Annotated in this window: 24 protein-coding genes and 1 other RNA gene; 12 read left to right on the top strand and 13 right to left on the bottom strand. The window is 65.9% G+C overall.

What is annotated here, in order from left to right; translation table 11 throughout:
- Positions 1-125 precede the first annotated feature (125 nt).
- Both NX05_RS16475 and NX05_RS16480 read left to right on the top strand, forming a co-directional pair.
- A complete protein-coding gene (locus NX05_RS16475; RefSeq protein WP_039431243.1) occupies positions 126-1,070 on the top strand; it encodes an ABC transporter ATP-binding protein in 945 nt (314 codons plus the stop codon).
- On the top strand, positions 1,067-1,828 hold the full coding sequence (locus tag NX05_RS16480; RefSeq protein ID WP_010367232.1) for an ABC transporter permease: 762 nt from the start codon (positions 1,067-1,069) through the stop codon (positions 1,826-1,828). Before NX05_RS16475 ends, NX05_RS16480 begins: the two co-directional genes overlap by 4 nt.
- A 319-nt stretch (positions 1,829-2,147) precedes the next feature.
- Here NX05_RS16480 and NX05_RS16485 read toward each other — a convergent pair whose 3' ends face one another.
- Complete coding sequence (locus NX05_RS16485; protein ID WP_039431238.1) at positions 2,148-2,414, bottom strand: DUF3297 family protein; 267 nt, start codon at positions 2,412-2,414, stop codon at positions 2,148-2,150.
- 166 nt (positions 2,415-2,580) lie between these two features.
- On the opposite strand from NX05_RS16485, the gene NX05_RS16490 reads away from it, so the two are divergent.
- A complete protein-coding gene (locus NX05_RS16490; RefSeq protein WP_039431237.1) occupies positions 2,581-3,117 on the top strand; it encodes a DUF6630 family protein in 537 nt (178 codons plus the stop codon).
- A 61-nt stretch (positions 3,118-3,178) separates the two neighbouring features.
- Positions 3,179-3,251, top strand: a non-coding RNA gene (locus NX05_RS22920) — sX9 sRNA.
- A 63-nt stretch (positions 3,252-3,314) separates the two neighbouring features.
- On the opposite strand, the gene NX05_RS16495 is transcribed toward NX05_RS22920, so the two are convergent.
- The 3 genes from NX05_RS16495 to NX05_RS16505 all read right to left on the bottom strand — a co-directional run bounded on the left by NX05_RS16495 (position 3,315) and on the right by NX05_RS16505 (position 10,444).
- Positions 3,315-5,429 (bottom strand): protease pro-enzyme activation domain-containing protein, encoded by a 2,115-nt coding sequence (locus tag NX05_RS16495; protein WP_039431234.1) that lies wholly within the window; start codon positions 5,427-5,429, stop codon positions 3,315-3,317.
- Between the two features lie 97 nt (positions 5,430-5,526).
- A complete protein-coding gene (locus NX05_RS16500; protein ID WP_039431228.1) occupies positions 5,527-7,434 on the bottom strand; it encodes a S8 family serine peptidase in 1,908 nt (635 codons plus the stop codon).
- A gap of 46 nt (positions 7,435-7,480) precedes the next feature.
- Positions 7,481-10,444: an adhesin gene (locus NX05_RS16505; protein WP_039431225.1), complete on the bottom strand. Its 2,964-nt coding sequence runs from the start codon at positions 10,442-10,444 to the stop codon at positions 7,481-7,483.
- Positions 10,445-10,648: 204 nt separating this feature from the next.
- Between NX05_RS16505 and NX05_RS16510 the strand changes: the two genes are divergently transcribed.
- A complete protein-coding gene (locus tag NX05_RS16510; protein ID WP_017117894.1) occupies positions 10,649-12,025 on the top strand; it encodes a sensor histidine kinase in 1,377 nt (458 codons plus the stop codon).
- On the opposite strand, the gene NX05_RS16515 is transcribed toward NX05_RS16510, so the two are convergent.
- The 6 genes from NX05_RS16515 to NX05_RS16540 all read right to left on the bottom strand — a co-directional run bounded on the left by NX05_RS16515 (position 12,007) and on the right by NX05_RS16540 (position 16,638).
- On the bottom strand, positions 12,007-12,696 hold the full coding sequence (locus tag NX05_RS16515) for a response regulator transcription factor (protein WP_017112818.1): 690 nt from the start codon (positions 12,694-12,696) through the stop codon (positions 12,007-12,009). The two genes, NX05_RS16510 and NX05_RS16515, sit on opposite strands and share 19 nt — an antisense overlap.
- 213 nt (positions 12,697-12,909) lie before the next feature.
- Entirely contained in the window at positions 12,910-13,194 is a 285-nt protein-coding gene (locus NX05_RS16520) for a DUF4031 domain-containing protein (RefSeq protein ID WP_010372155.1), read from the bottom strand.
- An 8-nt stretch (positions 13,195-13,202) separates the two neighbouring features.
- Positions 13,203-13,784: a hypothetical protein gene (locus NX05_RS16525; RefSeq protein WP_010372152.1), complete on the bottom strand. Its 582-nt coding sequence runs from the start codon at positions 13,782-13,784 to the stop codon at positions 13,203-13,205.
- A gap of 242 nt (positions 13,785-14,026) precedes the next feature.
- The gene (motB, locus tag NX05_RS16530; RefSeq protein ID WP_010372148.1) at positions 14,027-15,184 is read right to left on the bottom strand and encodes a flagellar motor protein MotB; all 1,158 of its coding nucleotides are present in this window, start codon (positions 15,182-15,184) and stop codon (positions 14,027-14,029) included.
- A gap of 10 nt (positions 15,185-15,194) precedes the next feature.
- Positions 15,195-16,049 (bottom strand): flagellar motor stator protein MotA, encoded by an 855-nt coding sequence (gene motA / locus NX05_RS16535; protein WP_010377633.1) that lies wholly within the window; start codon positions 16,047-16,049, stop codon positions 15,195-15,197.
- Positions 16,050-16,146: 97 nt separating this feature from the next.
- Positions 16,147-16,638, bottom strand: a complete 492-nt coding sequence (locus NX05_RS16540) for an MliC family protein (protein ID WP_039431217.1) — start codon at positions 16,636-16,638, stop codon at positions 16,147-16,149.
- A 146-nt stretch (positions 16,639-16,784) separates the two neighbouring features.
- Here NX05_RS16540 and NX05_RS24485 point away from each other — a divergent pair, with 146 nt between their 5' ends.
- Positions 16,785-16,922, top strand: a complete 138-nt coding sequence (locus NX05_RS24485) for a hypothetical protein (RefSeq protein ID WP_162860754.1) — start codon at positions 16,785-16,787, stop codon at positions 16,920-16,922.
- A gap of 23 nt (positions 16,923-16,945) precedes the next feature.
- Here NX05_RS24485 and msrB read toward each other — a convergent pair whose 3' ends face one another.
- Positions 16,946-17,410 carry a peptide-methionine (R)-S-oxide reductase MsrB gene (gene msrB, locus NX05_RS16545; RefSeq protein ID WP_010372135.1) on the bottom strand — a complete coding sequence of 155 codons (465 nt, stop codon included), beginning with the start codon at positions 17,408-17,410 and terminating at the stop codon, positions 16,946-16,948.
- Positions 17,411-17,690: 280 nt separating this feature from the next.
- Here msrB and NX05_RS16550 point away from each other — a divergent pair, with 280 nt between their 5' ends.
- Positions 17,691-18,119, top strand: coding sequence for a superantigen-like protein SSL4 (locus NX05_RS16550; protein WP_039431214.1), 429 nt, complete (start codon positions 17,691-17,693; stop codon positions 18,117-18,119).
- Between the two features lie 106 nt (positions 18,120-18,225).
- Here the strand turns inward: NX05_RS16550 and NX05_RS16555 are convergent, their stop codons facing one another.
- A complete protein-coding gene (locus NX05_RS16555) occupies positions 18,226-18,705 on the bottom strand; it encodes an Lrp/AsnC ligand binding domain-containing protein (protein ID WP_010372124.1) in 480 nt (159 codons plus the stop codon).
- Positions 18,706-18,853: 148 nt separating this feature from the next.
- Here NX05_RS16555 and NX05_RS16560 point away from each other — a divergent pair, with 148 nt between their 5' ends.
- Both NX05_RS16560 and alr read left to right on the top strand, forming a co-directional pair.
- Complete coding sequence (locus tag NX05_RS16560; protein ID WP_039431211.1) at positions 18,854-20,143, top strand: D-amino acid dehydrogenase; 1,290 nt, start codon at positions 18,854-18,856, stop codon at positions 20,141-20,143.
- Positions 20,143-21,243, top strand: coding sequence for an alanine racemase (gene alr, locus NX05_RS16565; protein ID WP_010377641.1), 1,101 nt, complete (start codon positions 20,143-20,145; stop codon positions 21,241-21,243). The genes NX05_RS16560 and alr overlap by 1 nt, the downstream gene beginning before the upstream one ends.
- Positions 21,244-21,568: 325 nt before the next feature.
- Here alr and NX05_RS16570 read toward each other — a convergent pair whose 3' ends face one another.
- Positions 21,569-22,144 carry a DUF3016 domain-containing protein gene (locus NX05_RS16570; protein ID WP_039431205.1) on the bottom strand — a complete coding sequence of 192 codons (576 nt, stop codon included), beginning with the start codon at positions 22,142-22,144 and terminating at the stop codon, positions 21,569-21,571.
- A 247-nt stretch (positions 22,145-22,391) separates the two neighbouring features.
- Here NX05_RS16570 and NX05_RS16575 point away from each other — a divergent pair, with 247 nt between their 5' ends.
- The 3 genes from NX05_RS16575 (at position 22,392) to NX05_RS16585 (ending at position 25,258) form a co-directional block, all read left to right on the top strand.
- The gene (locus NX05_RS16575; RefSeq protein WP_039431310.1) at positions 22,392-22,838 is read left to right on the top strand and encodes a hypothetical protein; all 447 of its coding nucleotides are present in this window, start codon (positions 22,392-22,394) and stop codon (positions 22,836-22,838) included.
- Positions 22,825-23,115 carry a hypothetical protein gene (locus NX05_RS16580; protein ID WP_039431202.1) on the top strand — a complete coding sequence of 97 codons (291 nt, stop codon included), beginning with the start codon at positions 22,825-22,827 and terminating at the stop codon, positions 23,113-23,115. Before NX05_RS16575 ends, NX05_RS16580 begins: the two co-directional genes overlap by 14 nt.
- Before the next feature lie 106 nt (positions 23,116-23,221).
- Positions 23,222-25,258 (top strand): PAS domain-containing hybrid sensor histidine kinase/response regulator, encoded by a 2,037-nt coding sequence (locus tag NX05_RS16585; RefSeq protein ID WP_039431198.1) that lies wholly within the window; start codon positions 23,222-23,224, stop codon positions 25,256-25,258.
- The last annotated feature ends 74 nt before the right edge of the window (positions 25,259-25,332 follow it).

A 25,332-nucleotide genomic window follows, 5' to 3' on the forward strand; every position in this document is an offset into this window, starting at 1 on the left:
CTCCGGCTGACCTGCGTGTTGGCCTACGTGCGATGCACGTCGGGAGACAGCATCCCATCTAACCCACTCCCATCGTCACGGCGCACCGCCTACCCTGTGGCGCTTATCGTCCCAGTGCCAGACCCATGACTTCGATCGTTTCCATCCAGGGCTTGAGCAAGACCTACGCCGGCGGTTTCCAGGCGCTCAAACAGGTGGATCTTGAAATCCAGCGCGGCGAGATCTTTGCGCTGCTCGGCCCCAACGGCGCCGGCAAGACCACCTTGATCAGCATCATCTGCGGGTTGATCAACCCCAGCACCGGCACCGTGCTGGCCGACGGGCACGACATCGTGCGCGACTACCGCGCCGCGCGTGCCAGCATTGGCCTGGTGCCGCAGGAACTGGCCACCGACGCGTTCGAAACGGTGTGGGCCACGGTGCGTTTCAGCCGCGGCCTGTTCGGTAAGCCGGCCAACCCGCAGTATCTGGAAACCATCCTGCGCGAGTTGTCGCTGTGGGAGAAGCGCAACAACAAGATTTCCACGCTGTCCGGCGGCATGAAGCGGCGGGTGCTGATCGCCAAGGCGCTCGCCCACGAGCCGCGCATTCTGTTTCTGGACGAGCCCACTGCCGGTGTGGACGTGGAGCTGCGGCACGACATGTGGCAGATGGTGCGGCGGCTGCGCGAACAGGGAACCACCATTATTTTGACCACGCACTACATCGAAGAGGCCGAAGACATGGCCGACCGCGTCGGCGTCATCAACCGCGGCGAACTGGTGCTGGTGGAAGACAAGCACACGCTGATGCGCAAGCTGGGCAAGAAGCAACTCACACTGAGCCTGCAAGCGCCGCTGCAGGCGCTACCCGCCGCGCTGGCCGATCTGCCGCTGGAGTTGGCTGCCGATGGCAATAGTGTGATCTACACCTTCGACACCCAGGCCGAGCAGACCGGCATCGGTGCGTTGCTGCGCCGGCTCAATGAGCAGGGCATCGACTTCAAGGACCTGCATTCCAGCGAGAGTTCGCTGGAAGAGATCTTCGTCAACCTGGTGCATGGCGCACGTCAACAGGAGGCGCGCGCATGAACGTACATGCGATTGCGGCGATCTACCGTTTCGAAATGGCGCGCGCGTTCCGCACGCTCACGCAGTCGATTGCCTCGCCGGTGTTGTCGACCTCGCTGTACTTCGTGGTGTTCGGCGCGGCGATCGGTTCGCGCATGGGCGATGTCGACGGTATCAGCTACGGCGCCTTCATCATTCCTGGCCTGGTGATGCTGTCCTTGCTTAATGAGAGCATTTCCAACGCGTCGTTCGGCATCTATATGCCGCGCTGGGCCGGCACCATCTACGAGGTGTTGTCCGCGCCGGTGGCGTGGTGGGAGATCGTGATTGGTTACGTAGGCGCGGCGGCAACCAAGTCGGTGATGCTGGGGCTGTTGATCCTGCTCACTGCGCGGCTATTCGTGCCGTACGAGATCGCGCACCCGGTGTGGATGCTGGGCTTTCTGGTGCTCACCGCGCTGACCTTCAGCCTGTTCGGTTTCATCATCGGCATCTGGGCCGACGGCTTCGAAAAATTGCAGGTGATTCCGCTGATGGTGGTGACGCCGCTGACCTTCCTGGGCGGCAGTTTTTATTCGATCAACATGCTGCCGCCGCTGTGGCAGAAGGTCACGTTGTTCAACCCGGTGGTGTATCTGATCAGCGGTTTCCGCTGGAGTTTCTACGGCAAGGCCGACGTGCATATCGCGGTGAGTACCGGCATGACGTTCCTGTTCCTGTTGGTGTGCCTGGGCGTGGTGGCAGCGATCTTCCGCAGCGGGTATCGGCTCAAGGCCTGACTGGTGAGTGCTCTGGTTTTGTCGGCTGCATCCTGGTGGATGCCGTCGCAATCCCAGGTCAAACGTGAGTGGGTCGCGTGCGCTGCCCTCACCGCTTGCGAGACACGCCGTTAACCCGTCCCTGGGGCTCGCTGGCGGCATCCATGCCGCCATCGGTCCCGCAAGCGGCGAGGGCACCGCGCTACACAGGTGGCCGGCTGCTTTATTGAAAGCAATGCGCCGACCATCTTCGATGGGCGGGCGGGCGAGGGCACTGCAGGCAGGGCACAGATCAGCCGGCCTGCAGCAGCCTGGCGCGAAGTCGTTTTATCAGCCGCTTTTACTCGGCAGCCGGCTTAGCACCGTTCTTGGTGTCCAGGTAATAGGCCGCCACTTCGCCCTTGATCTTCATCGTCATCGGGTTGCCGCGGCGGTCGCGCGCCTTGCCGACCTGCACCTTGATCCAGCCTTCGCTGACCGAGTATTCCTCCACGTTGTCGCGTTCGACACCGTTGAAGCGCACGCCGACGCCGCGGCTGAGGGCATCGGCATTATGGAACGGGCTGCGCGCGTCGATGGCCAGGTGATCGGGAGGGGTATCGCTCATGGGAAAGGCGTCATGGCGGCCGGGAGAGCCGTCTTCGGCCGCACAGGATACGGGCCTGCGCCGTGAAGACCAGCCCCCGGCGACGCAGTTGCGCGCGTCAATCGGTTTGCTTGCGCGCCATCAGGCCTCACACTTCGGCATTGCAATCTGTGGAAGTGAGACCGTGATGCCCGACAACAGCGCCGACTACGATGAGCCGGATGACCTGAGCGCCGACAACGACGACGATCCGGACACCCATCAGGGATTGGTCTGGAACCTGTTGCTGCTGATCAATCCGGGCGACGAAGAAACCGCGCTGCGCCAGTTCGATGCCTATCGCGAGAGCGCCGGCGAGACCGACGGCGATGAATGGTTGTGGGCACTGAAGGATGCGATCGATTGGAGCTCGGGGTTCTATGTCGATGGCAGCGACAGCGAAACGCTGATCAGTGCGATCGACGAACTGGCCGCGCGCTGGAATTTGCGCATCGACTGGGGCGGCGACATCGACGATGACGACTTCCTGGTCGCCAACGACACCGCCGCGCTGCTGACCGTGGCCTACGACCGCTTGCGCGAATACGGCTACACGCTGTGGTGTTGGGATACCGGCAGCGATGACCGTGCCGGCTGGATGGCGCTCAGCCGCAACGACGAAGACATGCAGCGGCTGGCAGCGATCCTGGGCGCGGATCTGCGCCCAGGCAGCGATCCGTTCTAAGAGCAACTCACAAAACTGCTGCGCAGCCGCCAGGCAGGCGTGGCCAGTGCTCGGAATCGGCATGTACCAGTCGTACTGCGTTCCTCCGCGCCGTCCACGCCTACCTGACGGCCGCTCGCTACGTTTTGTCAGCCGCTTCAAACCCTTGGGTACGACTGCCGTCCGGGCCGTGGCCAGGGCGGCGTTTGCGGCGCAGGTCAGCTCTTGGCGGTCTTGACGATCGCCGTCGAGCTCACGGTGGCTCCACCCTTGTTCAATGCGACTACATAGATCGTGTAGAACGTATTCGGCTTGAGCCCGCCGAGTGTGTAGCGCGTGCTGCGCGAGACCGCATAGGAGGTGTATGCACCGGTGGCGTTGTCCTGGGCGACGATCGCATAGCCGGTTGCCGTGTTGGTGGCGGTCCATTGCACCGTGCTGGTCGTGGCGGTGGTGCTGGCGTGCACACCGCGTGCCTGGTTCGGTGGGGGCGTGCTGCCGTCATGAACGTTCAGTAAGGAATCGATCAGCAGCGAAGACGGCAGCATCGACCCCAGGCCGGTGACATTGTCGTAGCCCTGGCCGGCGTTGAAACCCGCCACGCCGTTATACAGGTTGGCATTGCCGTTGCTGCCATCAAGCACGTCATTGGTGTCCAGGGACACCGTGGCCTCAAGATCCTCATACAGGAACGGGTTGGCGAAGCCGATGCGGCCCAGGCCGGCGGCCTGGTGCGCCTGATCGGCGATGGACATGAAGCTGGCCCAGATCGGCGCCGAGACGCTGGTGCCGCCCACGTTGATCCAGCCGCCCTCCAGCTCCGAATAGACCGCCACCGGCGTCGTGGGGCTGGCCACGGCAGCCACGTCGGGCACATTGCGGCGCGCGGACGAGCCCTGGTTCGCTGCAGCGATCGACACCGGCTTGCCATCGGTGCCGGTGATCAGCTGATAGTCTGGCAGTGGCCAGTAGCTGCTGATGCCGCCACCGGTGGCGCCGAGGTTTGCGCCCAGCAGGTTCCAGGCCTCTTCGCCGCCGTAGCCGCCGGTGCGCCCGGTAAACAACGTCGTGCCGCCGACCGAGGTCACCAGTGGTTGGCTACCGGGATCCGTGACATGCAGGCCGCTGCCGCTGCGCCCATAGGCGCCCTGATCGCCCGAACTGACATAGACCCCCTGGCCCTGCGCCACCATCTGCGTCAGTACCTGTCCTTCTGCGGCCAGCGCAGCGTCGCCCATGGATTCCTCGTCGATCCCATAGGAGATGCTGACCGTCTGCGCGGTGTTGTCGTCGGCCATGGCGCCCAAGGACGCCAGCAGTGCGACCGGGAACGGATCGTCGCCTTCTTCGTAAACCTGGATCTGGCGCAACTGTGGATTCACGGCGATTGCCATGTCGATGTCCAGCGCCGCTTCCCCGGCAATGCCGGCATCGTTGACCGCACCGGCATAGCCATTGACGTTGCGCACCTTCACCGGCACGTTCGGCAACCCGAACTGCTTGATGTAGGTGGCGATGTCGCCGGGCAGGAAGCCGCCTCCCTCAAACAGCGCCAGGGTCTCCAGCTTGCCTGCGGCCAGCTGCTCGGGAATGGCATAGGCACGACGCAAGTCTTGCGGGCTCAGCCCGCCATTGGGGCCGTGGCCGATGGCCTGGGTGGCGTCCGGCCGGCCGCGGCGGGCGCCTTGTTCGGCAATCGCGGCGCGTGCCGTCGGACGGGTGGGTGCGCGGATGGCCAGGGGTGCGAAGCGCACGGCGTCGTGCAGCCCGACGATGCCGCCGACATGGCCGACCAGTGCGCTGGGCAGCTGCGGTTGCCGATCGGCCGAAAAGAACGTCTTGCCGTCGCTGGCTTGGTAGCGATTGAAGGTCACGCCCAGATGCTGTGCGAACGTGGCCGTCGGTGCCTTTAAAGTGATCAACGAGCCCGCGCCGCCGACGCTGCTGACTTGCATCCCATGCGCCTGCGCGAAGGCCTTGACCGCGGCGACGTCGTCCTCGCGCGCACCAAAGCGGGCGGTGAATTCCGCCGGTGTCAGATAGTGGCCACAGAGCGCATCGCCGGGATGCGAGACGCGCATTGCATAGTCATAGGCGCCCGCGCCGTCCTTCAACGGCACGGTTATCACCAGGCTGATCGCGGTGCTGGGTGCCAGCGCACCGAGCTTGCGCGCGCTGCGCAGCTGCGCAGGCAGGTGGGCGAGTGGGGCGGCGGTTTGACGTGCGGCCGGCGTGGCCGACGGCGCGGCGATGGCCGGTGCGGCAATACCAGCGAGAACGGCAAGGCCGGCCAGATGCAACGGCACGCGATGAAATCCAGAACGTTTCTGCATAGCGAAATCCTCGGTTGCGGATGAGAACAAGGTTGCCGTACGGCAGGCATGACGCGTTCTGCGCCACGCCCGGCGTGCTGGAGAGATGCTCGCTAGATCACTGCCGGGCCATCAAGGACACATTGCTGAAACCACCGTCTCCGCTGACCAGCTTGATGAAGTAGGTGCCGGCCTGTGGCGAGGGTAGTCGCACGGTCTGCGCATTGCCGGCACGCACCGAACGCAGGTCGTAGCTGCTGGTGGTGGGCTCGGCGCCGAACTTCACGTACAGAGCGACATTGCCGCCGCCGCCGTAAGAGAGCACGTTCAACGGCGTCCCCGCGGTGGCGGTGAAGCTATACAAAAGCTCCTCGCCGACGCCGGCACGTTGCGCGGTGAGCGGCGTGCGGTTGCTCAGTGCGGTGGTCACCGGCTTGCAGGTGGTGCCGCTGCAATTGGTGCGGACATAGTCCATCGCCGCGGTCGCATCGACGATGCCGCTGCCAATTGGTGTCGCTGCCGGCGGCGGCACCGGAAACGCGCGCGCGGTCTGCTGCAAGACCGCCTGCAGCTGCGATGGGCTCAGCGGTGTCTTGCCGGCGCTCGCCAACGCGCTTTGCACCAATGCAGCCACGGCCGCGACATGCGGCGCAGCCATCGAGGTTCCGGCATAGCCGCGAAAGTTGTATTCGCCGGATGTCGGTGTGGTCGTGCCGCTGTAGGCGGTCGACAGCACCAGCCCGTCCCAACCGGTGTTACCGGTGTCTTCCTTCTCGCCGCCGCCCGGTCCCGCCAGGTCCACGACCGAGCCGAAGTTGGAGTAGTACGCAATGCCACCGGTGATGCGGGTCGCACCCACGGTGATCACGTTGCTGCAGTTGGCCGGAGTGGATTGCGCCGCATTGAGGGAATTGTTGCCGGCGGCCACTACCACCGTGGTGCCGTTGGCAACGGCTGTATTGATCGCCTGCTGCGTATTGCTGTCGCAACTGCCGGGGCCGCCCAGGCTCAGACTGATCACTTCGGCCGGATGGGTATTGTCCGGCACGCCATCGACGTGTCCGCCCGACGCCCACACGATTGCATCGGCGATATCCGAGTTCATGCCGCCGCATTGCCCGAGCACACGGATCGGCAGGATCTGCGCATCGTGCGCGGCGCCAACGCCGCCAATGCCGTTGTTGGTCAGTTCGCCGATCGTGCCGGCCGTGTGAGTGCCGTGCCAGGAGCTAACGCGCGCGCCTTGGAGGCAGGGGGCGTCATCGGTCATCCAATCGCCGTAGTCGAGCGCGCCAGGAACCCGGTCGTCGGTGGCACGACGAGACACGATTGCATTACTGATGAAGTCGTAGCCCTGCAGGATGTGGTCGTTGTTCTTCAGGTCCGGATGGTTGGGCAGGATGCCGGTATCGATCACCGCCACCACCACACCGCTGCCAGTGGAGGTCTCCCAGGCCTTAGGCGCGCGGATCCCGCCCGCGCTGTCTTGCATATGCCATTGATACTGGGCGTAGAGCTTGTCGTTGGGCACTGCCGGATTGGTGTCCTGCGCCGTTGCACGCGCCGTTACCGGCAGTGCGGCAGATCCAACCAGGTCGAGCACCGGTTGCAGCATGCGATCGAATTGCGCGTATTCCACTGCCGGATCGGCACGCAATTCGGTCAGCAGCTTGGTTTGCTCGGCAGCGCTCATGGCGCGGGTGAGGCGCAGCACGCTGGCGCCGGTGCCGGTGGTGCGCAGGACACGCGCGGCCATCGGCGCGCCACGGCCGGCGTTGCTGCTGACAGGCAACACATTGGCGCGGCGCGCGGCCGACGACAGGATGGACTCGCGCAGCGCGTTGGAGCCGATGTTGGATTTGTACTTGACGATGAGGCGGCCGGCGGCGGGTGAACCGGCGGGCTCCGGGTTATCGACCAGGCCTCGCTGTTCCAGCAGATCGTTGGCCGCATGCAGTTGGAAGGGGGAGGTGGCGAGCAGGGCGCTTAGTAACAGCGTCCGGAGCGGCGGAGAGGCGGTATTCATGGGCGAAATTCCAAGAAGAAGGGGATGGCGATGCGTGCGGGCAGGCTCACAGATCCACGCCGAAGCCCAGGCCGGCGGAGGAGTCGCTGCCGCTGAAGGCGCCACCCAGACTGAAGGAGCCGCGCTCGCCGATCTTGCGGGCGTAACCGATCGACAGTGCATGCTCGCTGCTCTGGAAGCCGGCGCCGACCGAGATGCGTCCACGTTCGCTTTGCGTACCGGCCGCATTAATGGCCATGTTGAGCATCGCCGCGCTCATCGCGCCGAGGCGGTCGATGCGCCGATCCATGTTCTGGAAGCGGCGTACGCTGTCGTCGTGCAGTTGGCTGAAACTGTCGCTCAGGGCCGAGACGCGGCTGTCGGTATAGCTATTGGCCGAGCTCAACGTCCGTGCGTCGCCCGTAGAGACCTGGGCGACGTTGGCCGCGTCGGTATCGGAACGGCCGGCGGCCACGTTGATGATCTGCCGCTCGGCGCCGGCGCTACCTACCGAGACCGCGTTGGCGCGATCGGCCACTGCGCCTTGGCCCAGTGCGACAGCGCCTTGCGCGGTGGCGCGCGCGCCCTGCCCGATGGCCGTGGCTGATGCCGCGCTGACCTGTGCGCCTTCGCCCATCGCCACCGCATTGGTCGCCACCGCAGCAATCTGCGTGTTGGCGCCGACCGCGGTGCTGCCATCCGCATTGACCCGCGCATTGCTGCCGATCGCGGTGTCGTTGGGGCCGTGCGCGTACGCGCTGCCACCGACCGCCGTGCCGGTGACATCGTTGGCCACTGCCGCGGTCCCCAACGCCGTGGACATGGCGGCCACCGTGCTGGTGCTGGTGCTGGCGCCCGCCGCAGTCGGCGTTCCCTGCAGCCCGCTATCGCTACCCTCGGTGGAGGTTGCAGGCGCCAGTACTGCCGACACGCCGGCACTGCGCAACGCGGACGTCCGCAACGACGTCGTGCCCGCCATGCGTCCATCCAGCGCGCTGACCTTGCTGTCCAGCGCGGTCAGTGCGGCGCCGACATTGGTGTAGCTGGCGCCCTGGATCACGTAGCTGGGCGCCACGAACACGCCTTGTGCGCCGATGGCGGCGCCACCGCCGAGGAAACTGGCGGCGTTGCTCAGCGACTGGAACAACTGTCCGCCGGTGACCGCCTCGCTGCTGCCGTCTGCAATCGCGCCGGCGCCTAGATTGACGATGCGCCGCGTTGCCGGACCACCGCGACCGTTGCCGCTGCCCACCGAGACCGTGTCGGCCTCGTAGGTCCGCGAACCCGAGCCCAGTGCCACCGAATCGGCTCCGCTGGCACCGGCATTGGCACCCAAGGCCACGCCGTTGACGCCGCTCTGGCGCACGAAGCTGTTGTAGCCCATTGCCGTGCTGTTCACGCCGATGGCGTTGCTGTTCACGCCCAGCGCGCTGGCGCCGGCGCCGCTGGCACGACTGCCCGCCGCCACGGCCACGCTGCGCGCGCCGCTGGCCGAGGCCCCGGCCCCGGCCGCCGTGCTGCGCTCGCCGGTGGCGCTGGCAGTGCCCTCGCCGTTGGCTTGCACCACGCCGCTGGTGGCCTGCACATCGGCAGCCAACGCATCGAGCTGGCCCTTGTTGACCGCATCGGTGGCTTCGGTGCCGGCCGCCACGCTGGTGATCTGTCGCGTCAATCCGGATGCCACATCGCCCACCGCCACGCTGTAGCTGCGGGTAGCGTGCGAATAGGCACCCAGCGCCACTGCGCTGACCGGAGCGCGATTCCAGGCATCGTCCACCCAGTTGCCGACCTTGGCGCCATAGCCGATCGAGGTGGCATCGACGCCGTCGGTGCGGGTGGCCGCACCCAGCGCGGTGCTGTTGGGGTTGAACCAGGAGCTGACGGCGCCCGAGCCCAGGACCACGCTGCTGGCGGTGAAGGCCGAGCTGTTGTGACCCACGGCGATCCCGTCCTGCTCCGTTGCCAGGGCATGGGCGCCCAACGAGACCGTGTTGGGGGCGAACGAGCCGGCGCTGTGGCCGATCGCCACGGAATCGGTGTTGCCCGGCAGATTGGGGAACACGTTGGAGTTGTAGCCGATGGCGATCGCGTAATCGGATTGCGTCACCGCACCGGCACCCAGCGCGACGCTGCCGACACCGGTGGCCGCTGTGAGGCTGCTGCTGTTGCCGGCCGCCGCCGCGGCAGTGCTGACGCCGCCAATGGCCACGCTGTCGATCCCGCTGGCCAGGGCGGTGTTGCCGATCGCCACGCTACTGGTGCCGGTGGCGCGGGCGAAGTAGCCGTTGGCGGTCGACAGATAGCCCGAAGCCACCGACAAGCCGCCCACCGCGGTCGCTCCGTCTTCGAACGCGCGGGCACGGTAGCCCAGCGCTGTGCTTTGCACATTACGCGCTTCGCTGCCGCTCCCCACCGCAGTAGTCAGCGCCGCGGTGGCCTTGGCGCCGCCGCCCAGCGCCACCGCGCCGAACCCGCTGGCCTCGGTGGAATCCTGGTGACTGCCGATGATTTCGCCAGCCTCGCTGTAGTCGAACACCTCGGTCGTGCCGCCGATGGCGACGGCCGATTCGCCGCTCGCTGACGCTGCGTAGCCGGTGGCGATGGCGTTCTTGGCCGTCACCGTGGCACCGGCACCCAATGCGATGCCGCCTTCGCCGAGCGCATTGCTGGCCTCGCCGATGGCCACCGCATAAGGTTCGCCAGCGAACGCGCCGACGTCTTCTGACGGGTCGCTGCCACCGACGATCTGCAATTGCTTGCCGATATCGTCGGCCGCGTCTGCTGGCGCCGTGGCGTCGTCCTGCGGCGTGTTGGCGGCAGTGCTTGCCTGGCTGGTCGGGCTTGCGGCCGCTCGCGCGGGTGTGGCGGCGTGTGCAGCAGACAGACCACCCGCCACGACCAGAACCGTGAGGATGGCGCGTGTGCGCGACCGCCGCGGTGGCGGTGCGATGCAGGCAGTGCTGCCAGTGGGGCGGAAAACGCAGACGTAGGCGCGGTGCGGGCCCAATGCATGGTCAGGCAGGAAGCTCATCGATATCCCCGGGGAGTGGTGGGAGGAGCAACTGGCGCGGCCCGAACCCAAGACATCCCCCTGTCGATGCGGAGTTCTGTCGGCATGCGCGAAGTGCGTCAAAAATTTGTCACGCCACCTGGGGGCTGTCACCAAACGACGATTGCATCCACTCACCACCGATGTGAGCATCCGGAGTTGTCGAGGTCGTCTATCACTAATCTTGTGAAACTCATCACTGTTTTGCGCTGGTTACAGCCGCCGGTGGCCACCAGTGCCAGCGACCAGCGGCATGCGCCTTTCTTGCAAGTGCTGCTGGCGGCGATCGTGCTCTACACCGCTGGCGATATCGGCCTGTTTCTCTACGTGGCTGGCGCGGCGCGCTTGCTGAGCCACACGGACCTGCTATTGGCCCTGGTCGGTAGCGTGCTCGCTGCGGCAGGCGCGGCGTGTGGTGTATGGCACGTGCGGCGCGGCGACAATGCAGCTGCGGTGCGTACGTATGTGACGGCGACGCTGATCGGCGTGCTGATCACCTATGTGCGGGTGGACATTTACGACCTGCTGACCAACCCCATGCCCTTGCTGGCGCTGGTGCTCGCCGGCATGGTGCTGGGGCGGCAGGCGCTGTGGCGGGTGTTCCTGTTGCTGGCTGCCGCTGCACTGCTGGGCGTGCTTGCACAGGTGATCTGGCCGGTGCCCTGGCGCTCGGTGCGCGGCAACATCAGCTTGGGCCTGGTGACCGTCGGTGCCTATCTGTTGATCACCCTGATCCTGGATCGCACCATCGCTGCATTGCGCGACAGCCTGCTCGAATCAGAGCAACGCCGATGCGAATTGGAGCAGCTCAATCGCCGTCTGCTGCAGGAAATGGCCGAGCGCGAACGCGTGCAGGAGCAACTGATCCACACCCAGAAGATGGAGGCGCTGGGGCGTCTGGCAGCTGGCGTGGCGCACGATTTCGACAACCTGATCAACGTGATCATCGGCTATGCGCAACGGCGCGATGCGCTGGAGGGTTACGGCGAAGCGCCACTGCTCAAAACGCTGGAAAACATCGAGACCGCCTCGCGACGTGCGTTGACTGTCAGCCGACGCATCCTCAACTTCGGCCGCGCCGAACCCGGCCTGCCGACCTTGTTCGATGCCCGCGTCGCACTGCGCGATGCCGAACCCACCTTGCGTCAGTTATTCGGGCACGAGATCCGGCTGGAGTGCATCGCCGCCGGGCCACCGCTGTGGGTCCTGATGGATCGCGATGACCTTGAATTGGTGTTGCTCAACATCGCCGCCAACGCGCGCGATGCGATGGAGGGGCGGGGCGTGTTCCACATTGAGGGCGAGCTGCGCGAGGCCACGGTGTGCCTGCGCTTCTGCGATACCGGTCCGGGCATTGCCCCGCATCTGCTGGCGCGGATTCTCGAGCCGTTCTACACGACCAAGCCGGTCGGCAAGGGCACCGGGCTGGGCTTGTCGGTGGTGCAAGGCATCGTCGCCGCGGCCGGTGGCCAAGTGACGGCGAGCAACCGCCCGCAGGGCGGGGCCTGTCTGTGCCTGCAATTGCCGCTGGCAGCGGCACCGCCTCAGTCGGCCAGCAGATAGCCCATGCCGCGCGAGGACAGCAGCGGCAGTGCCGGCGTCTGATCGCTGGCGATGCGCGCGGCTTTGCGGCGCAGACGATGGATCAGCATTTCCAACCGGTGCAGATCGAAGTCGCCGGTGGTGGCTTCCAGTGCCGATACCAGGGTTTCGCGCTCGATCGCCTGGCCGCGCTGCGCATCCAGGCAGCGCATCAAGCAACGCTCCATGGACGTCAGCACCATCACCGTGCCGTCCGGCGCCGACAGGCACCAGCCATCTGATTGCAGCCGCCAGGCTTGCCTGGGCGCCGTGTTGGCGATGTTGGCCGTGCGCAGGCGCTGCGCCAGGTTGCGCAAGGTCAGCGCGAGGATTTCCGGGTCGGCCGGTTTGCGCAGGAAAGCGTCGGCACCTCCGTGCAAGGCGCGGACGTGGTCGCTGCGACCGCGATTGCCGGTCAACACGACGATGCCCAGCCCGGCGAACAATGAGCGCAGGTGCGTCACCACACTCAGCCCGCTCTCGTCGGGGAGGCCGAGATCGAGCACCACCAGATCGAAGCTCTGCTGCAGCATCAGCCGATACAGTTCGCCGGCGGTGCCGGCGCCGCTGACGCGAAAGCCGAAGTCGCGCAGCCCGGGAACCAGAATGTCCTCGCGCAACAGCGCGTCGTCTTCCAACACGGCGACGGACAACAGGCAGTCTGCATCGGGTGTGGAAGCACGGATGGACAAGACAACTCTCCCAGCCACGTTGCAATGTGGCGAGCCGACGGTGTCGTACAACACCACACGCACGCGCGGCACGCAATGTATGTCTGTCATTGCGACGCGAGAGTGTGATTGGCGGGTCGGCAGGTGTACCGACGCGTGTGACGGCGCGCAGCTTGCGTGCGTTTCAGGCGCCGCTTATGCGTGCTCGCCGCGTGCCTGCGCTCGCGCATTGGCGATCAATGCCTTGAGCAAGGCGCGGTCGGTATGGCGGGAAATGGCAATGGCGCCGAGGGCAATCGCCTCAAGGCGGAGCGGTGCGGGCACGTCGTAGTGCGCGCCGCTGAGTTTGTTCTGGAAGGCGCGGCGGGGAATGCCCAGCCGCGCCGCCATGGCATGTAGCTCGTCCAGCGTATCGCCGAGCAGGTGCGCCCAGCGCTGATCGCGCCACAGGTGCACCGCATCGTCGACGTAGACAGCCATCGGCCGGGTCAGGCCTTCTTGGACTTCTTCGGCTTCTTGCCGGCGCTGTCGCCCTCGGCGTCGTCGCTCGCTTCTGCGTCGGCTGCACTGTCATCGGCGCTGGCACTGGCGTCTTCAGTAGTAGTGTCTTCCGCAACGGCGTCGGTGCCGGCATCGTCAGCAGCGTCTTCTGCATCGCCGTCGTCGTCGCCGTCTTCATCCGCATCGGCGTTCTGGAACTCGGACACCAGCTTGGTCAGATATTCCTCGGCGGTCTGGCCTTCGTCGGCGGCCAGGTCGTCGATCATCTGCTGCAGCTGGGTCGAATATTCCAGCGAGATGGTCTTGCCTTCGGCCTCCTGCAGATTGGCCAGGTGCTTGAGCATGGCCAGCATCGGGACCGGGTTGTCGGCGCTGCCCATGGTCTGGCCGCCGATCGACAACATCCACTCGCTGCCACCCTGCAGACCGATCGCCGCCACGACGCGGCCATCGGCGTCCTGCAGCACGGCATGGTTGGTGACCTGGGGCGCCTGGCCCAGACGGGCGAATGGGCGCTTGGGCTGCTGCTTCTTGCGCTTGTCGCGCTTGGCCTTGGAATTGCGGGACACGGTGTTCTCGACGCTAGGAATGGGCGGCCATTCTAGAGCGTGCGCCGCACGATGCGATGCGTGGCGGGCATTGGCACCTGGATATGACCGGCCGCCGGGAGTGCAGCGTCTTCACGGGCCCGACCCAAGCGCCGCCACCGGCGGGCCTAGCCGGACAGCGGCAGGCATGTTCCAGCGGCGATTTCCTGGCGAATCCCGAATCTCGAAGCGCGGCCTGCACCTCCACGCTTGCCCGCGCCGGATTACTGCTTCTCCACCGCTGCTTCGGCAGCTTTGGCGAGCGCGGCGGCAGAGGCCACCTGCGCGCTGGAAGACACGCGCGGTGCTGCCGGCCGTGCCGCGGCGGTACCGGTGGATGCCGGAGCCGCAGAAGGAACAGCAGCCGCGACGGCAGCCACAGGCGAGGCCGCTGTTGGCGCCGCTTGCTTGACCGGCGTCCCTACGGTGGCCGTGCCGGTGGCTGCAGCGCCGCTCAGATCCGGCACCTGGGTGTCGGCATCGTGCACCGATTTGCCCAGCGCCACGCCTTGGTCCGCGCCGGCCAGGGCCGCGTTTTCGGCGTCCTGGGTCATCACTACAATGCTGATGCGGCGGTTGATCGGATTCTGCGGGTCGATCTTGTCGAACAGCACCGACGACGACAGCCCCACCACGCGTGTCACCTTGGCGTCGGACATGCCGCCGCCCACCAGCGCGCGGCGCGCGGCATTGGCGCGGTCGGCACTGAGTTCCCAGTTGGTATAGCCGGCATCGCTGCTGTAAGCGGTGGTGTCGGTGTGGCCGGTGATGCTGATGTGGTTGGGCACCTGATTGATGAAGCTGGACAGCTCGCGCAGGATCGCCACCGTGTACGGCTTGAGCTGGTCGCGGCCGATGTCGAACATCGGGCGGTTCTGCTTGTCCACGATCTGGATGCGCAGGCCGTCCGGCGTGAGATCCAGCAGCAACTGGTCCTTGAACGGCTCCAGCGCCTGGCTCTTGTCGATGGCCTCTTTCAGGTCCTGCATCAGCGCTTCCAGGCGCTTTTTGTCCTTGCTGCGGCTGTCTTCGGTGGTGTCCGCGGCGTTGTCGCGCTTGCGGCCCATTTCGTCCTTCTGCCCCTTGGCCATGTCGGCGGTGCCGCCGAGCTTGATCATCGAGGTACTGGCGCCGCCGGGGCCGTTCATGCCGGGCGAGGGCGCCGGCGATTTGCCCGACAGCGGGCTGGGATTGCGGAAGTATTCGGAGATCGCCGCGCGCTGTTCCTTGGTGGTGGCCGCCATCAGCCACAGCACCAGGAAGAAGGCCATCATCGCGGTCACAAAGTCGGCGAACGCCACCTTCCAGGCGCCGCCATGATGGCCGCCGCCCTGCACCTTCTTGACCCGTCGGATGATGACGGTGGATTTGGCCTCGGCCATGACCGCGGCCCTACTTGATCGTCTTCAGGTGCGTTTCGAAATCGCCGAAGCTCGGACGCACATTGGACGGCAGGGTCTTGCGCGCGAATTCCAGCGCAATCTTCGGGTTGTAGCCACGCAGGCAGGCCAGCAGCGCGGTCTTGACCGCTTCATAGATGCGCCCGTCCTGCTCGGCACGCGCTTCCATGGCCGCTGACAACGGCGATACAAAGCCATAGGCCAGCAGGATGCCGAGGAAGGTGCCGACCAGCGCGGCGCCGACGTGGTGGCCGATCTCTTCGATCGGCCCGCCAATGGCGCCCATGGTGATCACGATGCCAAGCACCGCGGCCACGATGCCGAAGCCCGGCAGACCGTCGGAAACCTTGCTCAGCGCATGCGACGGCGCCAGGGCTTCGTGATGGTGTTTTTCCAGTTCCAGTTCGAGCAGCGGTTCCAGTTCATGCGGCTCGATGTTGCTGCCGATCATCAGGCGCAGGCAGTCGGTGATGAAATCCAGCAAGTGATGGTCGGCCACCACCTTGGGGTAGTTGCCGAAGATAGTGCTGTCCTGCGGCTTTTCGACATGGTCTTCCAGCGCCATGAAGCCGTCGCGGCGGGCCTTGTTCAACAGTTCGTAGATCAGGCTCAGGGTGTCTTTGTAGTCGTCGGATTTGTACTGCGGGCCCTTGAACACGCCCATGATGCCGCTGAAGGTTTCTTTGACGATCTTGCCCGGCGTGCTGACCAGGAACGCGCCCAACGCCGCGCCACCGATGATCATCAGTTCGTATGGCTGCCACAACGCGCCCAGCTTTCCGTGCGACAGCACGTAGCCGCCGAGGACGCTGACGATGACGACGATGAAGCCAACGATGATGAGCATGGCGCAGCCGGAAGCAAACTGGGGTTGCTAATGGTTTCGGCTTGCGCGGCCGATTCTTGAAGCGCGCGGCGTGAAGACGTGCGCTGTAACTGAACATTTAGCCGATTGTTGTGGCGGTCTCATGCACGCATTTGATCGCCTCGCCGCCGGCCAGCGCCAGGGTCGCTTCGCCGACGTGTTCCCAAAACTGGTTGCCTTGGGCATCGGCAAAACGCGCCCCGGATGCCGCCTGGGCACTGAGCAGGAGCAGCCTGCGGTCTTCCAGCGTCAGCTCTAAGGCATCGGCGGCCGCGTCGAACCGTGTGGTGATCAGGCGCTGACCGCAGCGCCAGGCCACCGCCTGCGCGGGAAGTGCCGGGCCGGTACCAGGCGCGGTTGGAGCGGGCGTTTTGCCGGGACGCGGCAGCGGGCCGGTGACGCTGGCGTCGGTGCCAGCGAGAGGCGGGCGAACATCGGGGCGGTCGGTTATGGCCGGCTGGGCGCCTGCGGGCTTGGCCGCCCCCGTTGCCGGCGGCGGGGTGCCTGCGTTGCAGCCGGCGAGGGCGGCAGCCAGCAGGCCGGCGAGCATCAGGGATGAGGACGAATGCATCTGCGTACTCCTGCCTGGATCGGGTCGCCGCCGTGTTGGCGACGGTTGGAATAGCGAGGGCTGGGGCTCGGCGCTGCCCATGCACGCTAGGAGCGCCGGACCCGGCTGGGCTGCGTGGGCGCCACTGAACAACCTACAGCGTTGCGGTGGGCCTGAAACCTGGGCTGAGTGTGGCCGCACTTCTGGAAATCAAGCAACTGCGCGTGCTCGAAGCCACCTTACGCGTCGATCAAGAACGCATGGAGACGTGGTTCAACGCCTCCCATGCGCCGCCATGGCCGTAGCCTGGGGCCACTACCCGGTGCGATCAGGCCGGCTGCGCCTCCGCGCCTTCGCGGTGCAGCGGGTTGGGCAAGGCCTGGCCGTTTTCGGTGAAGCCCAGCGAGACCGAGTTGAGGCAGTGGCGCTCGCCGGTGGGCGGCGGGCCGTCCGGGAACACGTGGCCCAGATGGCTGTCGCAGCGTGCACAGACGATTTCGGTGCGGATCATGCCGTAGCTGGTATCGCGGATCTCGCGCACGTGGGCAGTGTCATAGGGCGCAAAGAAGCTCGGCCACCCGGTTCCGGACTCGAACTTGGCGCTGGACCGGAACAGCGGCAGGCCGCACAACCGGCAGGTGTAGACACCGTCCAGCTTGTTGTCCAAAAACACCCCGCAGAACGGCGCCTCGGTGCCATGGTGCAGCAGCACGCGCTGTTCCTCATCGCTGAGCCCGGCGATCAAGGCATCGCGTTGGGCGGGGGAGGGAGGGGTCAGATCGAACTGGCTCATGAGGCTCTCGCATGCGCTCGCCAGCGGGGTGCCGGCGCCTGTCCCAGTGATGTGGGCATTGTCGCGGTGGTTCAACCGGTGAGCGCGATCAACTGGTGCTGCGGCGGTGTTATCGCTGCATGCAAAAACGCGCTGGCGTGCGCCACTGCGCTGCGTAGTGACATTCTTCGCGCCGCAACGACCTGGCGAAAGCGTTCATCCCCCGGCCGGTTGCGCGCATTGCCGCAGCACGTGCGCGCCCCCATCGACTAAGAACCCTCGAACACTTACGGTGCCTGTCATGGCAAACCATTCTTCAACGCGCGGCGTGCTGCTGTGCGTTTTGCTGACACTGGCCGGTACGGCGCTGGCGCAGTCGGCCACAACGACGCGCTCGTCCAATACCTTGCAACCCATCACCACGCCAACACCGGTGCAGCCCACCGTTGCGCCGCCGCGCACGCTGCAGCCGGCGCCTTCCGCCGCACCCGTGCCCTCGCAGCTGGGGCAACGCCCGGGCTCGCCAACCATTCCTACACGTGGGCCGGCACAGACCCCTGTCGCGCCTGCCGGCAGCCAGGTGGCTCCCACCAAGCCGATGATCTACGATCGCAACGGCCGCTTGCTGCAGGGCATGCAGCCGGCCGGTGCCAACCGGGTGCTGGATACCAAGACCGGTCGCTACTACGACGCGGTGCCGGCGGGCGATGGTATGCGTGTGGTGCGCTGATAGCGGCGCTGCGATCTCCTGTCCATCGACTCCCAAGCATCCGGCCGACGCCGCTAGCGGGCTGCCCGCACTGTGTCGCCAGTACCCGCGATCCCCCATCCCCGCCTCAATCGGCAATCGGCAAGGCCAGCGTTTCCTTGACCTCTTCCATCACGATGTAGCTCTTGGATTCGCGCACATGCGGCATGGTCAGCAAAGTGCTGCCCAGCAGCTTGCGGTAGGAGGCCATCTCGCTGATGCGCGCCTTGAGCAGGTAGTCGAAATCGCCGGAGACCAGGTGGCACTCCAACACGTTGGGCAGCTTCAGCGCGGCGCGGCGGAATTCTTCGAAGATGTCGCCGGATTTGTAGGCCAGGCTGATTTCCACGAAGACCAGCAGGCTGGCTTTGAGATAGTGCGGGTCCAGCCGCGCGTAGTAGCCGGTGATGGCGCCATCGCGCTCCAGCCGGCGCACGCGCTCGGTGCAGGGTGTGGTGGACAGGCCCACTCGCTCGCCCAGTTCGGTGAACGAAATCCGCCCTTCCTGCTGCAGGATGCGCAGGATCTTGCGGTCGATCTTGTCCAACTCGCGGGCGCGGGTGGTCATGGGGTTTGTTTCGGCAAGGTTTGACAGGAAGTTTCACTGCAAAGGCGCGCCGATTCCAGAAATGGCACTGCCTGGCTCGCAATATACTGCGTCTAACTGTCCCCCTCAGCGCTTGGTTGTGGGGGAATGCCCTTTTCAGGAGAACGACATGCGTGTGCTCATTCTCGGCAGCGGCGTCATTGGCGTGACCAGTGCGTGGTACCTGGCGCAGGCCGGTTGCGAAGTCACCGTGGTCGACCGCCAGCCGGCCGCCGCGCTGGAGACCAGTTACGCCAACGCCGGCCAGCTGTCGTTCGGCTATACCTCTCCCTGGGCCGCGCCCGGCGTGCCCGGCAAGGCGGTGAAGTGGCTGTTCGAGCAGCATGCGCCGCTATCGATCCGCCCCACCCGCGACCTGCGCCAGCTGGCGTGGCTGAGCCAGATGCTGCGCAACTGCACTGCCGAGCGCTATGCGGTGAACAAGGCGCGCATGGTGCGCATGTCCGACTACAGCCGCGATTGCCTCAATGCATTGCGTGCCGAAACCGGGATCGCATTCGAAGGCCGCCAGCTTGGCACCACGCAGTTGTTCCGCACCCAGCAGCAGCTCGACGCGGCCGCGCAGGACATCGAAGTGCTGGCCCAGTACGGCGTGCCGTACGAGCTGCTGAGCCCTGCGCAGATTGCGCAATTCGAACCCGGCCTGGCCGGCGGGGGCGCGCAGATGGCTGGCGCGCTGCGCCTGCCCGAAGACCAGACCGGTGATTGCCGGCTGTTTACCCAGCGCCTGGCCGAACTGGCTGCGCAGGCAGGCGTCACGTTCCGCTACGGGCAGCAGATCGAACGGCTGGAGCATGCTGGCGGCCAGGTCACTGGCGTGCAGATCGATGGCCGCATCGAAACCGCCGACCGTTACGTGCTGGCGCTGGGCAGCTATTCGGCCGACCTGCTGCTCTCGCTCGGTCTGCATCTTCCGGTGTACCCGCTCAAGGGCTACTCGCTCACCATCCCGATCGTGGATGCGCAGCGCGCGCCGACCTCCACCGTGCTGGACGAAAGCTACAAGATCGCGCTCACCCGTTTCGATGATCGCATTCGCGTGGGCGGCATGGCCGAGGTGGCTGGCTTCGACATGTCGTTGAATCCGCGTCGTCGCGCCACCCTGGAAATGGTGGTCAACGACCTGTTCCCAGGCGGCGGCGATCTGGCCCAGGCCGAGTTCTGGACCGGCCTGCGCCCGGCCACCCCGGATGGCACGCCCGTGGTCGGCGCCACCCCGTATGCCAACCTGTTCCTCAACACCGGCCACGGCACGCTGGGCTGGACCATGGCCTGCGGCTCCGGGCGCTACCTGGCCGACCTCATGCAAGGCCGCGCGCCCGAGATCGATACCGAAGGTCTGGACGTGTTCCGGTACCTGTCGCCACGCAGCGCCCGCCCGCAGCGGGAGGCCGCGTAGTGCGTCCTGCGCAAGCGTTGATCGATCTGGAGGCGTTGCGCCACAACTACCGCCTGGCCAAGCAGCTAGGTGGCAGCAAGGCGCTGGCCGTCGTCAAGGCCGATGCCTACGGGCATGGCGCGGTGCGCTGCGCGCAAGCCTTGGAGCCGGAGGCGGACGGCTTCGCAGTGGCCTGCATCGAAGAAGCGCTGGAATTGCGCCAGGCCGGCATCCGTGCGCCGATCCTGTTGCTGGAGGGTTTCTTCGAGCACGACGAATTACGCCTGATCGCCGAACACGACCTGTGGACGGTGGCGGCCACGCCGCAGCAGGTGCGCGCGCTGGCCGAGTTCCAGAGCCCGCGACCGTTGCGGGTGTGGTTGAAGATGGACAGCGGCATGCATCGGCTGGGCCTGTCGCCGGAAGATTTCCGTGCCGCATGGCTGCGCCTGCGCGGGCTGCCGCAGATCGCCTCGCTGGTGCTGATGACCCATCTGGCGCGCGCCGACGAATTGGACTGCAGCCGCACTGACGAACAGGCGGTGGCCTTTGCGCTGACTGCCGGCGGCATGCGCGCGGAAACCAGCCTGCGCAATTCGCCCGGCCTGCTCGGCTGGCCAGCGCTGCGCAACGACTGGTCGCGCCCGGGGTTGATGTTGTACGGCGCCAACCCGTTCCGGCAGGACACCGAGAACACTGCGCAACTGCGCCCGGTGATGACCCTGCGCTCGCGCATCATTTCGGTACGCGAGCTGCCGGTGGGCGAGCCGGTGGGCTACGGCGCCCGCTTTGTCGCCGAACGACCGACGCGCGTCGGCGTGGTGGCAATGGGCTATGCCGACGGCTATCCACAGTTCGCGCCGAACGGCACCCCTGTGCTGGTGGACGGCAAGGTCTGCCCGTTGATCGGTCGCGTCTCGATGGACATGCTCACCGTGGACCTCACCGACCACCCGCACGCGGACATCGGCACGCCGGTGCAGCTCTGGGGCGATGCCCCGCAGGTCAGCCCGCTGGCCGCGCAATGCAACGTCAGCGCATATCAACTGCTGTGCGGACTCAAGCGGGTACCGCGGGTGTATGTGGGCGAGGCGGCAGTGCGCGAGGGAGTCACGCGGTGAGGTGTCTTTTCTCCCACCGGGACATTGTGCTCCTTCATGGGGGAGAAGCTGCCCGAAGGGGCGGATGAGCGTACGTGCGAAGCCACATGCACTTGGAACAACACCTGGGCTTGGCTCGTACCCTCACCCCAACCGCCGCTCCGCGCCCCGGCCGGCGCTTGCGGCGCGGGCGCTCCAAGGCACGCGCGCCAGTGGCGCGCAAGCAGTGCCTTTCCGCCCCGACGGGAGAGGGGCTTTAGCGCGCCCACAAACAAAAACGGCGCGTTGACACGCGCCGTTTTCATTCAGGCCGAATTGCTTTTCCGGCGTCGTCAGCACCAGCCCATCACACCCTGGCCGTACTGCGATCAGCGCGGAACTGCTTGCGCACCCAGTCGTCGATCATCGCCTTCTCGAAGCGCAGCGGGTCGCTGTCGGTGAGCCGTGGGCCGCTCATCAGAAAGGCCGAATCCACCAGCTTGCGTTCGCCCTGGTCGATCACCCGGCCGTCGGCGCCAGTGAGCGTGTAGGTGAAGCTCAGGCGCGGCGGGTAGATGTCCTTCACCACACGCACGTCCTGCATACGTGGCCCGTGCCAGGGCTCGTACTGGCCGGCGCGGCGGATGTCGGTGATGGTGACGCTGAGGTGCTGGCCGTCGGGCAACTGGCGCGCTGCGCTCTTCTGAAAATGGGTTGCCAGCTGCGTCACCCAGTCGCCACGCTGGGCCTCCCAACGGTTGCCGCTGAAGCGCACTTCGGAGAACTGCGCCGGGTCGGTCCAGCGCACGTCCACCTTGCCGTCGCTGCTCAGCGCGCGGGGTGCTGCGGGGTCGGTGACGTTGCGTACCCCGGCCTGCACACCGGTCGCCGCGAGCAAGCCAGCCAGCAGCAGGCCGGCGCCGGAAAGATTGGAAAGTTTCATTGAAAGCCTCCAAACGGAAGGTACGTGACGTACCGGGCATATCAGCAGTGTGGGGGTGCTCCTGAGCGCCTGCAACGCGCTGCACGCCTGGGCTCGTGACCGCGTTGCTGCGCGGTTAATCGCCGCTGCAGGCCATGACGGCGGGTTCACTGCGCCTGCGCCCGCGCTTCACGGCACAGCCCGGAAGATCACCAACATGGACACCCACTCCTTCCGCACAAAATCAGCGTCTTTGGCGCAGGCATACATGCCGTCGGACGTGCGTTTGCAATTCATCGACTGGGCCAAACAGCACGGTCATAACCCTGCCTCCGGTGCGGCCGCCTTCGTCGCCCTGCAGAGCGAGGTCGACCTGGATCTGGCCACCCGCGCGTTGCAGCTGGAGCCGGGCGCCGACCCACGCGCTGCGCTGCGCGAGCATCTGGCTGCGCTGGCGCGGCAGGTCGATGTGGCGGTGCAGTTTCCGCCGGTCTACACCTACACCGCTGCCAGTGGCCTGGAGTATCGCTATTCGCTGATGCTGGTCATTGCCGAAGACTGCGTCGAGTGGACCGGCCGGGTCTGGCAGGACCTGGATTACCAGGGGATGCTTACCGGCCGTGGACAGGGTCCGCGTGCTAACTACACCCAGCTGGCGCGCATGGCGCTGGAACATGAGCTTGATCAGGAACGCCCCCGTTATGTCCAGGCATGAACTTGAATTGCAATTGCCGGTGGGCGCGCAGATCGCCAGCGGCGAAGACGGCTTCAGCCAGCGCTGCCGCGACGAATGCGCCGAGATGGGCGTGTCGCGGGTCCGCCTGTTGCTGCTGGATGCGGATGACGCACGCTCCACCGCCTGGCGCGAGGAAGCGCAGCACTGGATGGACGAACAGCTGCGGCGCGAAGGGGAATGGGTGCTGCGCGGTGTGATCGCCGGGATCGTCGTGCTGGCAACCTGCATTGGATTGGCTGCCATCACCTTATGGTGAGTCTGGGCATTGGCAAGCAAAGCGTGAACTGTAAGTAGCGTGCCGTGCACCCGCTGACGACATCGGGCATGGTTTGATCTGCCCGTCATCCGCTCCGGCAGCATCCGTGGTCTCCGATTTGAGCACTCCCCCTCCCAGCCCTTCGCTGGCTGCCGCACTGCCGGCCGCCATCGCCGAGCCGTTTCTCGACCCGGCGATGTATCACGAAATCTTCCACAACATCGATGCCGGGTTCTGCGTCATCGATATGGTGTTCGACGGTGAGCAGGCGGTGGATTATCTGATCCGCACCACTAATGGCGCCTTCGAGCGCTACACCGGTCTGTCCACCAACGCATTGAACGTTTCCATCCGCGACCTGCTGCCGGAGCACGAACAGGAGTGGTTCGATCGCTACGGCCACGTGGCCCGCACCGGCAACCGCATCCATTTCGAAATGCAGGCCAAAGCGCTCAAGCGCTGGTATTCGGTGGATGCATTCCGGGTCGGGCCACCGGAGCAGGGGCGGGTCGCGATCCTGTTCATGGACATCACCGAGCGCAAACGCGTCGAACGCGAGCTGGCCGAGAGCGAGGCGCGTTTCAGCGCGCTGGCCGACGGACTGCCGATGCCGGTGTGGGTGCTGGACGCGCAGGGCGTCGTGCGCTTCGTCAACAGCGCGTATGGCGAATTCTTCGGCCTGGATATTTCCAGTGGCACGGTGTCGGCGTGGAGAGAATTGCTGCATCCGGACGACCTGCCGACGTTCCAGTTTGAGCTGACGGCATCGCTGCAGGAACAACACGGCCTGCGCGCGTTGGTACGCGCGCGCCGCCATGATGGGCAGTGGCGCTGGATCGAAATGACTGCCACGCCGCGTTATTCGGCCGACGGCCGGTTCATCGGCCTGGCCGGCAGCAGCCCGGACGTGACCGAGCAGCGCGAGATCGAACTGGCGCGCGAACAACTGCTCGAATCCGAGCGCAGCGCACGTAACGAAGCCGAAAGCATGGCGCGGCTGAAGGACGAGTTTCTGGCCACGCTCTCGCACGAACTGCGCACTCCGCTGACCACCATTCTGGGCTGGAGCGAGTTGCTGCTGCAGCGCGTGGAAGAAGGGCAACCCAATTACAAGGGCCTGTCGGTGATCGCCAGCAGCGCACGCGCGCAGAAGCGGCTGATTTCCGACATGCTCGATCTCAGCAGCATGTTGCTGGGCAAGGTGCAGCTGGAAGTCGAATCGCTGGATCTGGTCGAGCAGGTGCGCGAAGCCTTGAACACCCAGGAGCTGGCCGCCGAAGGCAAGGACCAGATACTGGAGCTGCACGTGCCACCCACGCCATGCCTGGTGCTTGGCGATGCCACGCGCCTGCAGCAGGTGTTGTGGAATCTGCTTTCCAACGCGATCAAGTTCACCCCGGCGCATGGCCGTATCGACGTCAGTATCGAGCGCGACGACGGGCATCTGGTGGTGTCGGTCTCCGACTCTGGTGACGGCATTGCAGCTGAATTCCTGCCGCATCTGTTCGGCCGCTTCCGTCAGGCTGACGGCACCACCACGCGCCAGCATGGCGGACTCGGGCTGGGCTTGGCGATCGTGCAACAGCTGGTGGAAATGCACGGTGGCCAGGTCGGTGCGACCAGCGGCGGCCGCGGCAAGGGCGCGACCTTTACCGTGCGCCTGCCGGAACATATTCCCGATCAAGCAAAGCGCCCGCGTCGCGAATTGCGGCGGCGCCTGATGTCCGAACAGATTGTCGAGGCGCGCGCGCTCAATGGCCTGCGCTTGCTGGCGGTCGAAGACCAACCGGATATGCTCGATTATCTGCGGCGTCTGCTCGAAGAGCAGGGCGCCGAGGTGGTCACCGCTGGCAGCGCCACCGACGCATTGGCCTTGATCGATCATCGTGGCCACGCCCGCTTCGACCTGATGCTCACCGATATCGGCATGCCGGGCATGGACGGCTACGGCTTGATCCGCACCGTGCGCGAAAATCTCGGATTGGACGCCACCGCGCTGCCGGCCGTGGCAGTGACCGCGCTGGCCCGGGAAGACGACCGTAAGCGCGCGTTGGAGTCTGGGTTTCAGGAGCATCTGGCCAAGCCGTATAGCGTGGCGCAACTGGTCACCGCCGTGCGCGCGGCGCGTGAAGCGGTGGAGTAACTGCGTACGGCGTTATGCCGCGCGTAAGACGGGTATTGGCGAGCGGCGTACGGCGCCACCGTCGGATGCCTGCA

It is taken from the genome of Xanthomonas vasicola (assembly GCF_000772705.2).
GTDB lineage: Bacteria > Pseudomonadota > Gammaproteobacteria > Xanthomonadales > Xanthomonadaceae > Xanthomonas > Xanthomonas vasicola.

What these genes read in the sequence shown, in the direction of transcription:
- NX05_RS16475 (WP_039431243.1), top strand. Translation starts at nt 126, where the DNA reads ATGACTTCGATCGTTTCCATCCAGGGCTTGAGCAAGACCTACGCCGGC.
- NX05_RS16480 (WP_010367232.1), top strand. Translation starts at nt 1,067, where the DNA reads ATGAACGTACATGCGATTGCGGCGATCTACCGTTTCGAAATGGCGCGC.
- NX05_RS16485 (WP_039431238.1), bottom strand. Translation starts at nt 2,414, where the DNA reads ATGAGCGATACCCCTCCCGATCACCTGGCCATCGACGCGCGCAGCCCG.
- NX05_RS16490 (WP_039431237.1), top strand. Translation starts at nt 2,581, where the DNA reads ATGCCCGACAACAGCGCCGACTACGATGAGCCGGATGACCTGAGCGCC.
- NX05_RS16495 (WP_039431234.1), bottom strand. Translation starts at nt 5,429, where the DNA reads ATGCAGAAACGTTCTGGATTTCATCGCGTGCCGTTGCATCTGGCCGGC.
- NX05_RS16500 (WP_039431228.1), bottom strand. Translation starts at nt 7,434, where the DNA reads ATGAATACCGCCTCTCCGCCGCTCCGGACGCTGTTACTAAGCGCCCTG.
- NX05_RS16505 (WP_039431225.1), bottom strand. Translation starts at nt 10,444, where the DNA reads ATGAGCTTCCTGCCTGACCATGCATTGGGCCCGCACCGCGCCTACGTC.
- NX05_RS16520 (WP_010372155.1), bottom strand. Translation starts at nt 13,194, where the DNA reads ATGGCTGTCTACGTCGACGATGCGGTGCACCTGTGGCGCGATCAGCGC.
- motB (WP_010372148.1), bottom strand. Translation starts at nt 15,184, where the DNA reads ATGGCCGAGGCCAAATCCACCGTCATCATCCGACGGGTCAAGAAGGTG.
- motA (WP_010377633.1), bottom strand. Translation starts at nt 16,049, where the DNA reads ATGCTCATCATCGTTGGCTTCATCGTCGTCATCGTCAGCGTCCTCGGC.
- NX05_RS16540 (WP_039431217.1), bottom strand. Translation starts at nt 16,638, where the DNA reads ATGCATTCGTCCTCATCCCTGATGCTCGCCGGCCTGCTGGCTGCCGCC.
- msrB (WP_010372135.1), bottom strand. Translation starts at nt 17,410, where the DNA reads ATGAGCCAGTTCGATCTGACCCCTCCCTCCCCCGCCCAACGCGATGCC.
- NX05_RS16550 (WP_039431214.1), top strand. Translation starts at nt 17,691, where the DNA reads ATGGCAAACCATTCTTCAACGCGCGGCGTGCTGCTGTGCGTTTTGCTG.
- NX05_RS16555 (WP_010372124.1), bottom strand. Translation starts at nt 18,705, where the DNA reads ATGACCACCCGCGCCCGCGAGTTGGACAAGATCGACCGCAAGATCCTG.
- NX05_RS16560 (WP_039431211.1), top strand. Translation starts at nt 18,854, where the DNA reads ATGCGTGTGCTCATTCTCGGCAGCGGCGTCATTGGCGTGACCAGTGCG.
- NX05_RS16570 (WP_039431205.1), bottom strand. Translation starts at nt 22,144, where the DNA reads ATGAAACTTTCCAATCTTTCCGGCGCCGGCCTGCTGCTGGCTGGCTTG.
- NX05_RS16575 (WP_039431310.1), top strand. Translation starts at nt 22,392, where the DNA reads ATGCCGTCGGACGTGCGTTTGCAATTCATCGACTGGGCCAAACAGCAC.
- NX05_RS16580 (WP_039431202.1), top strand. Translation starts at nt 22,825, where the DNA reads ATGTCCAGGCATGAACTTGAATTGCAATTGCCGGTGGGCGCGCAGATC.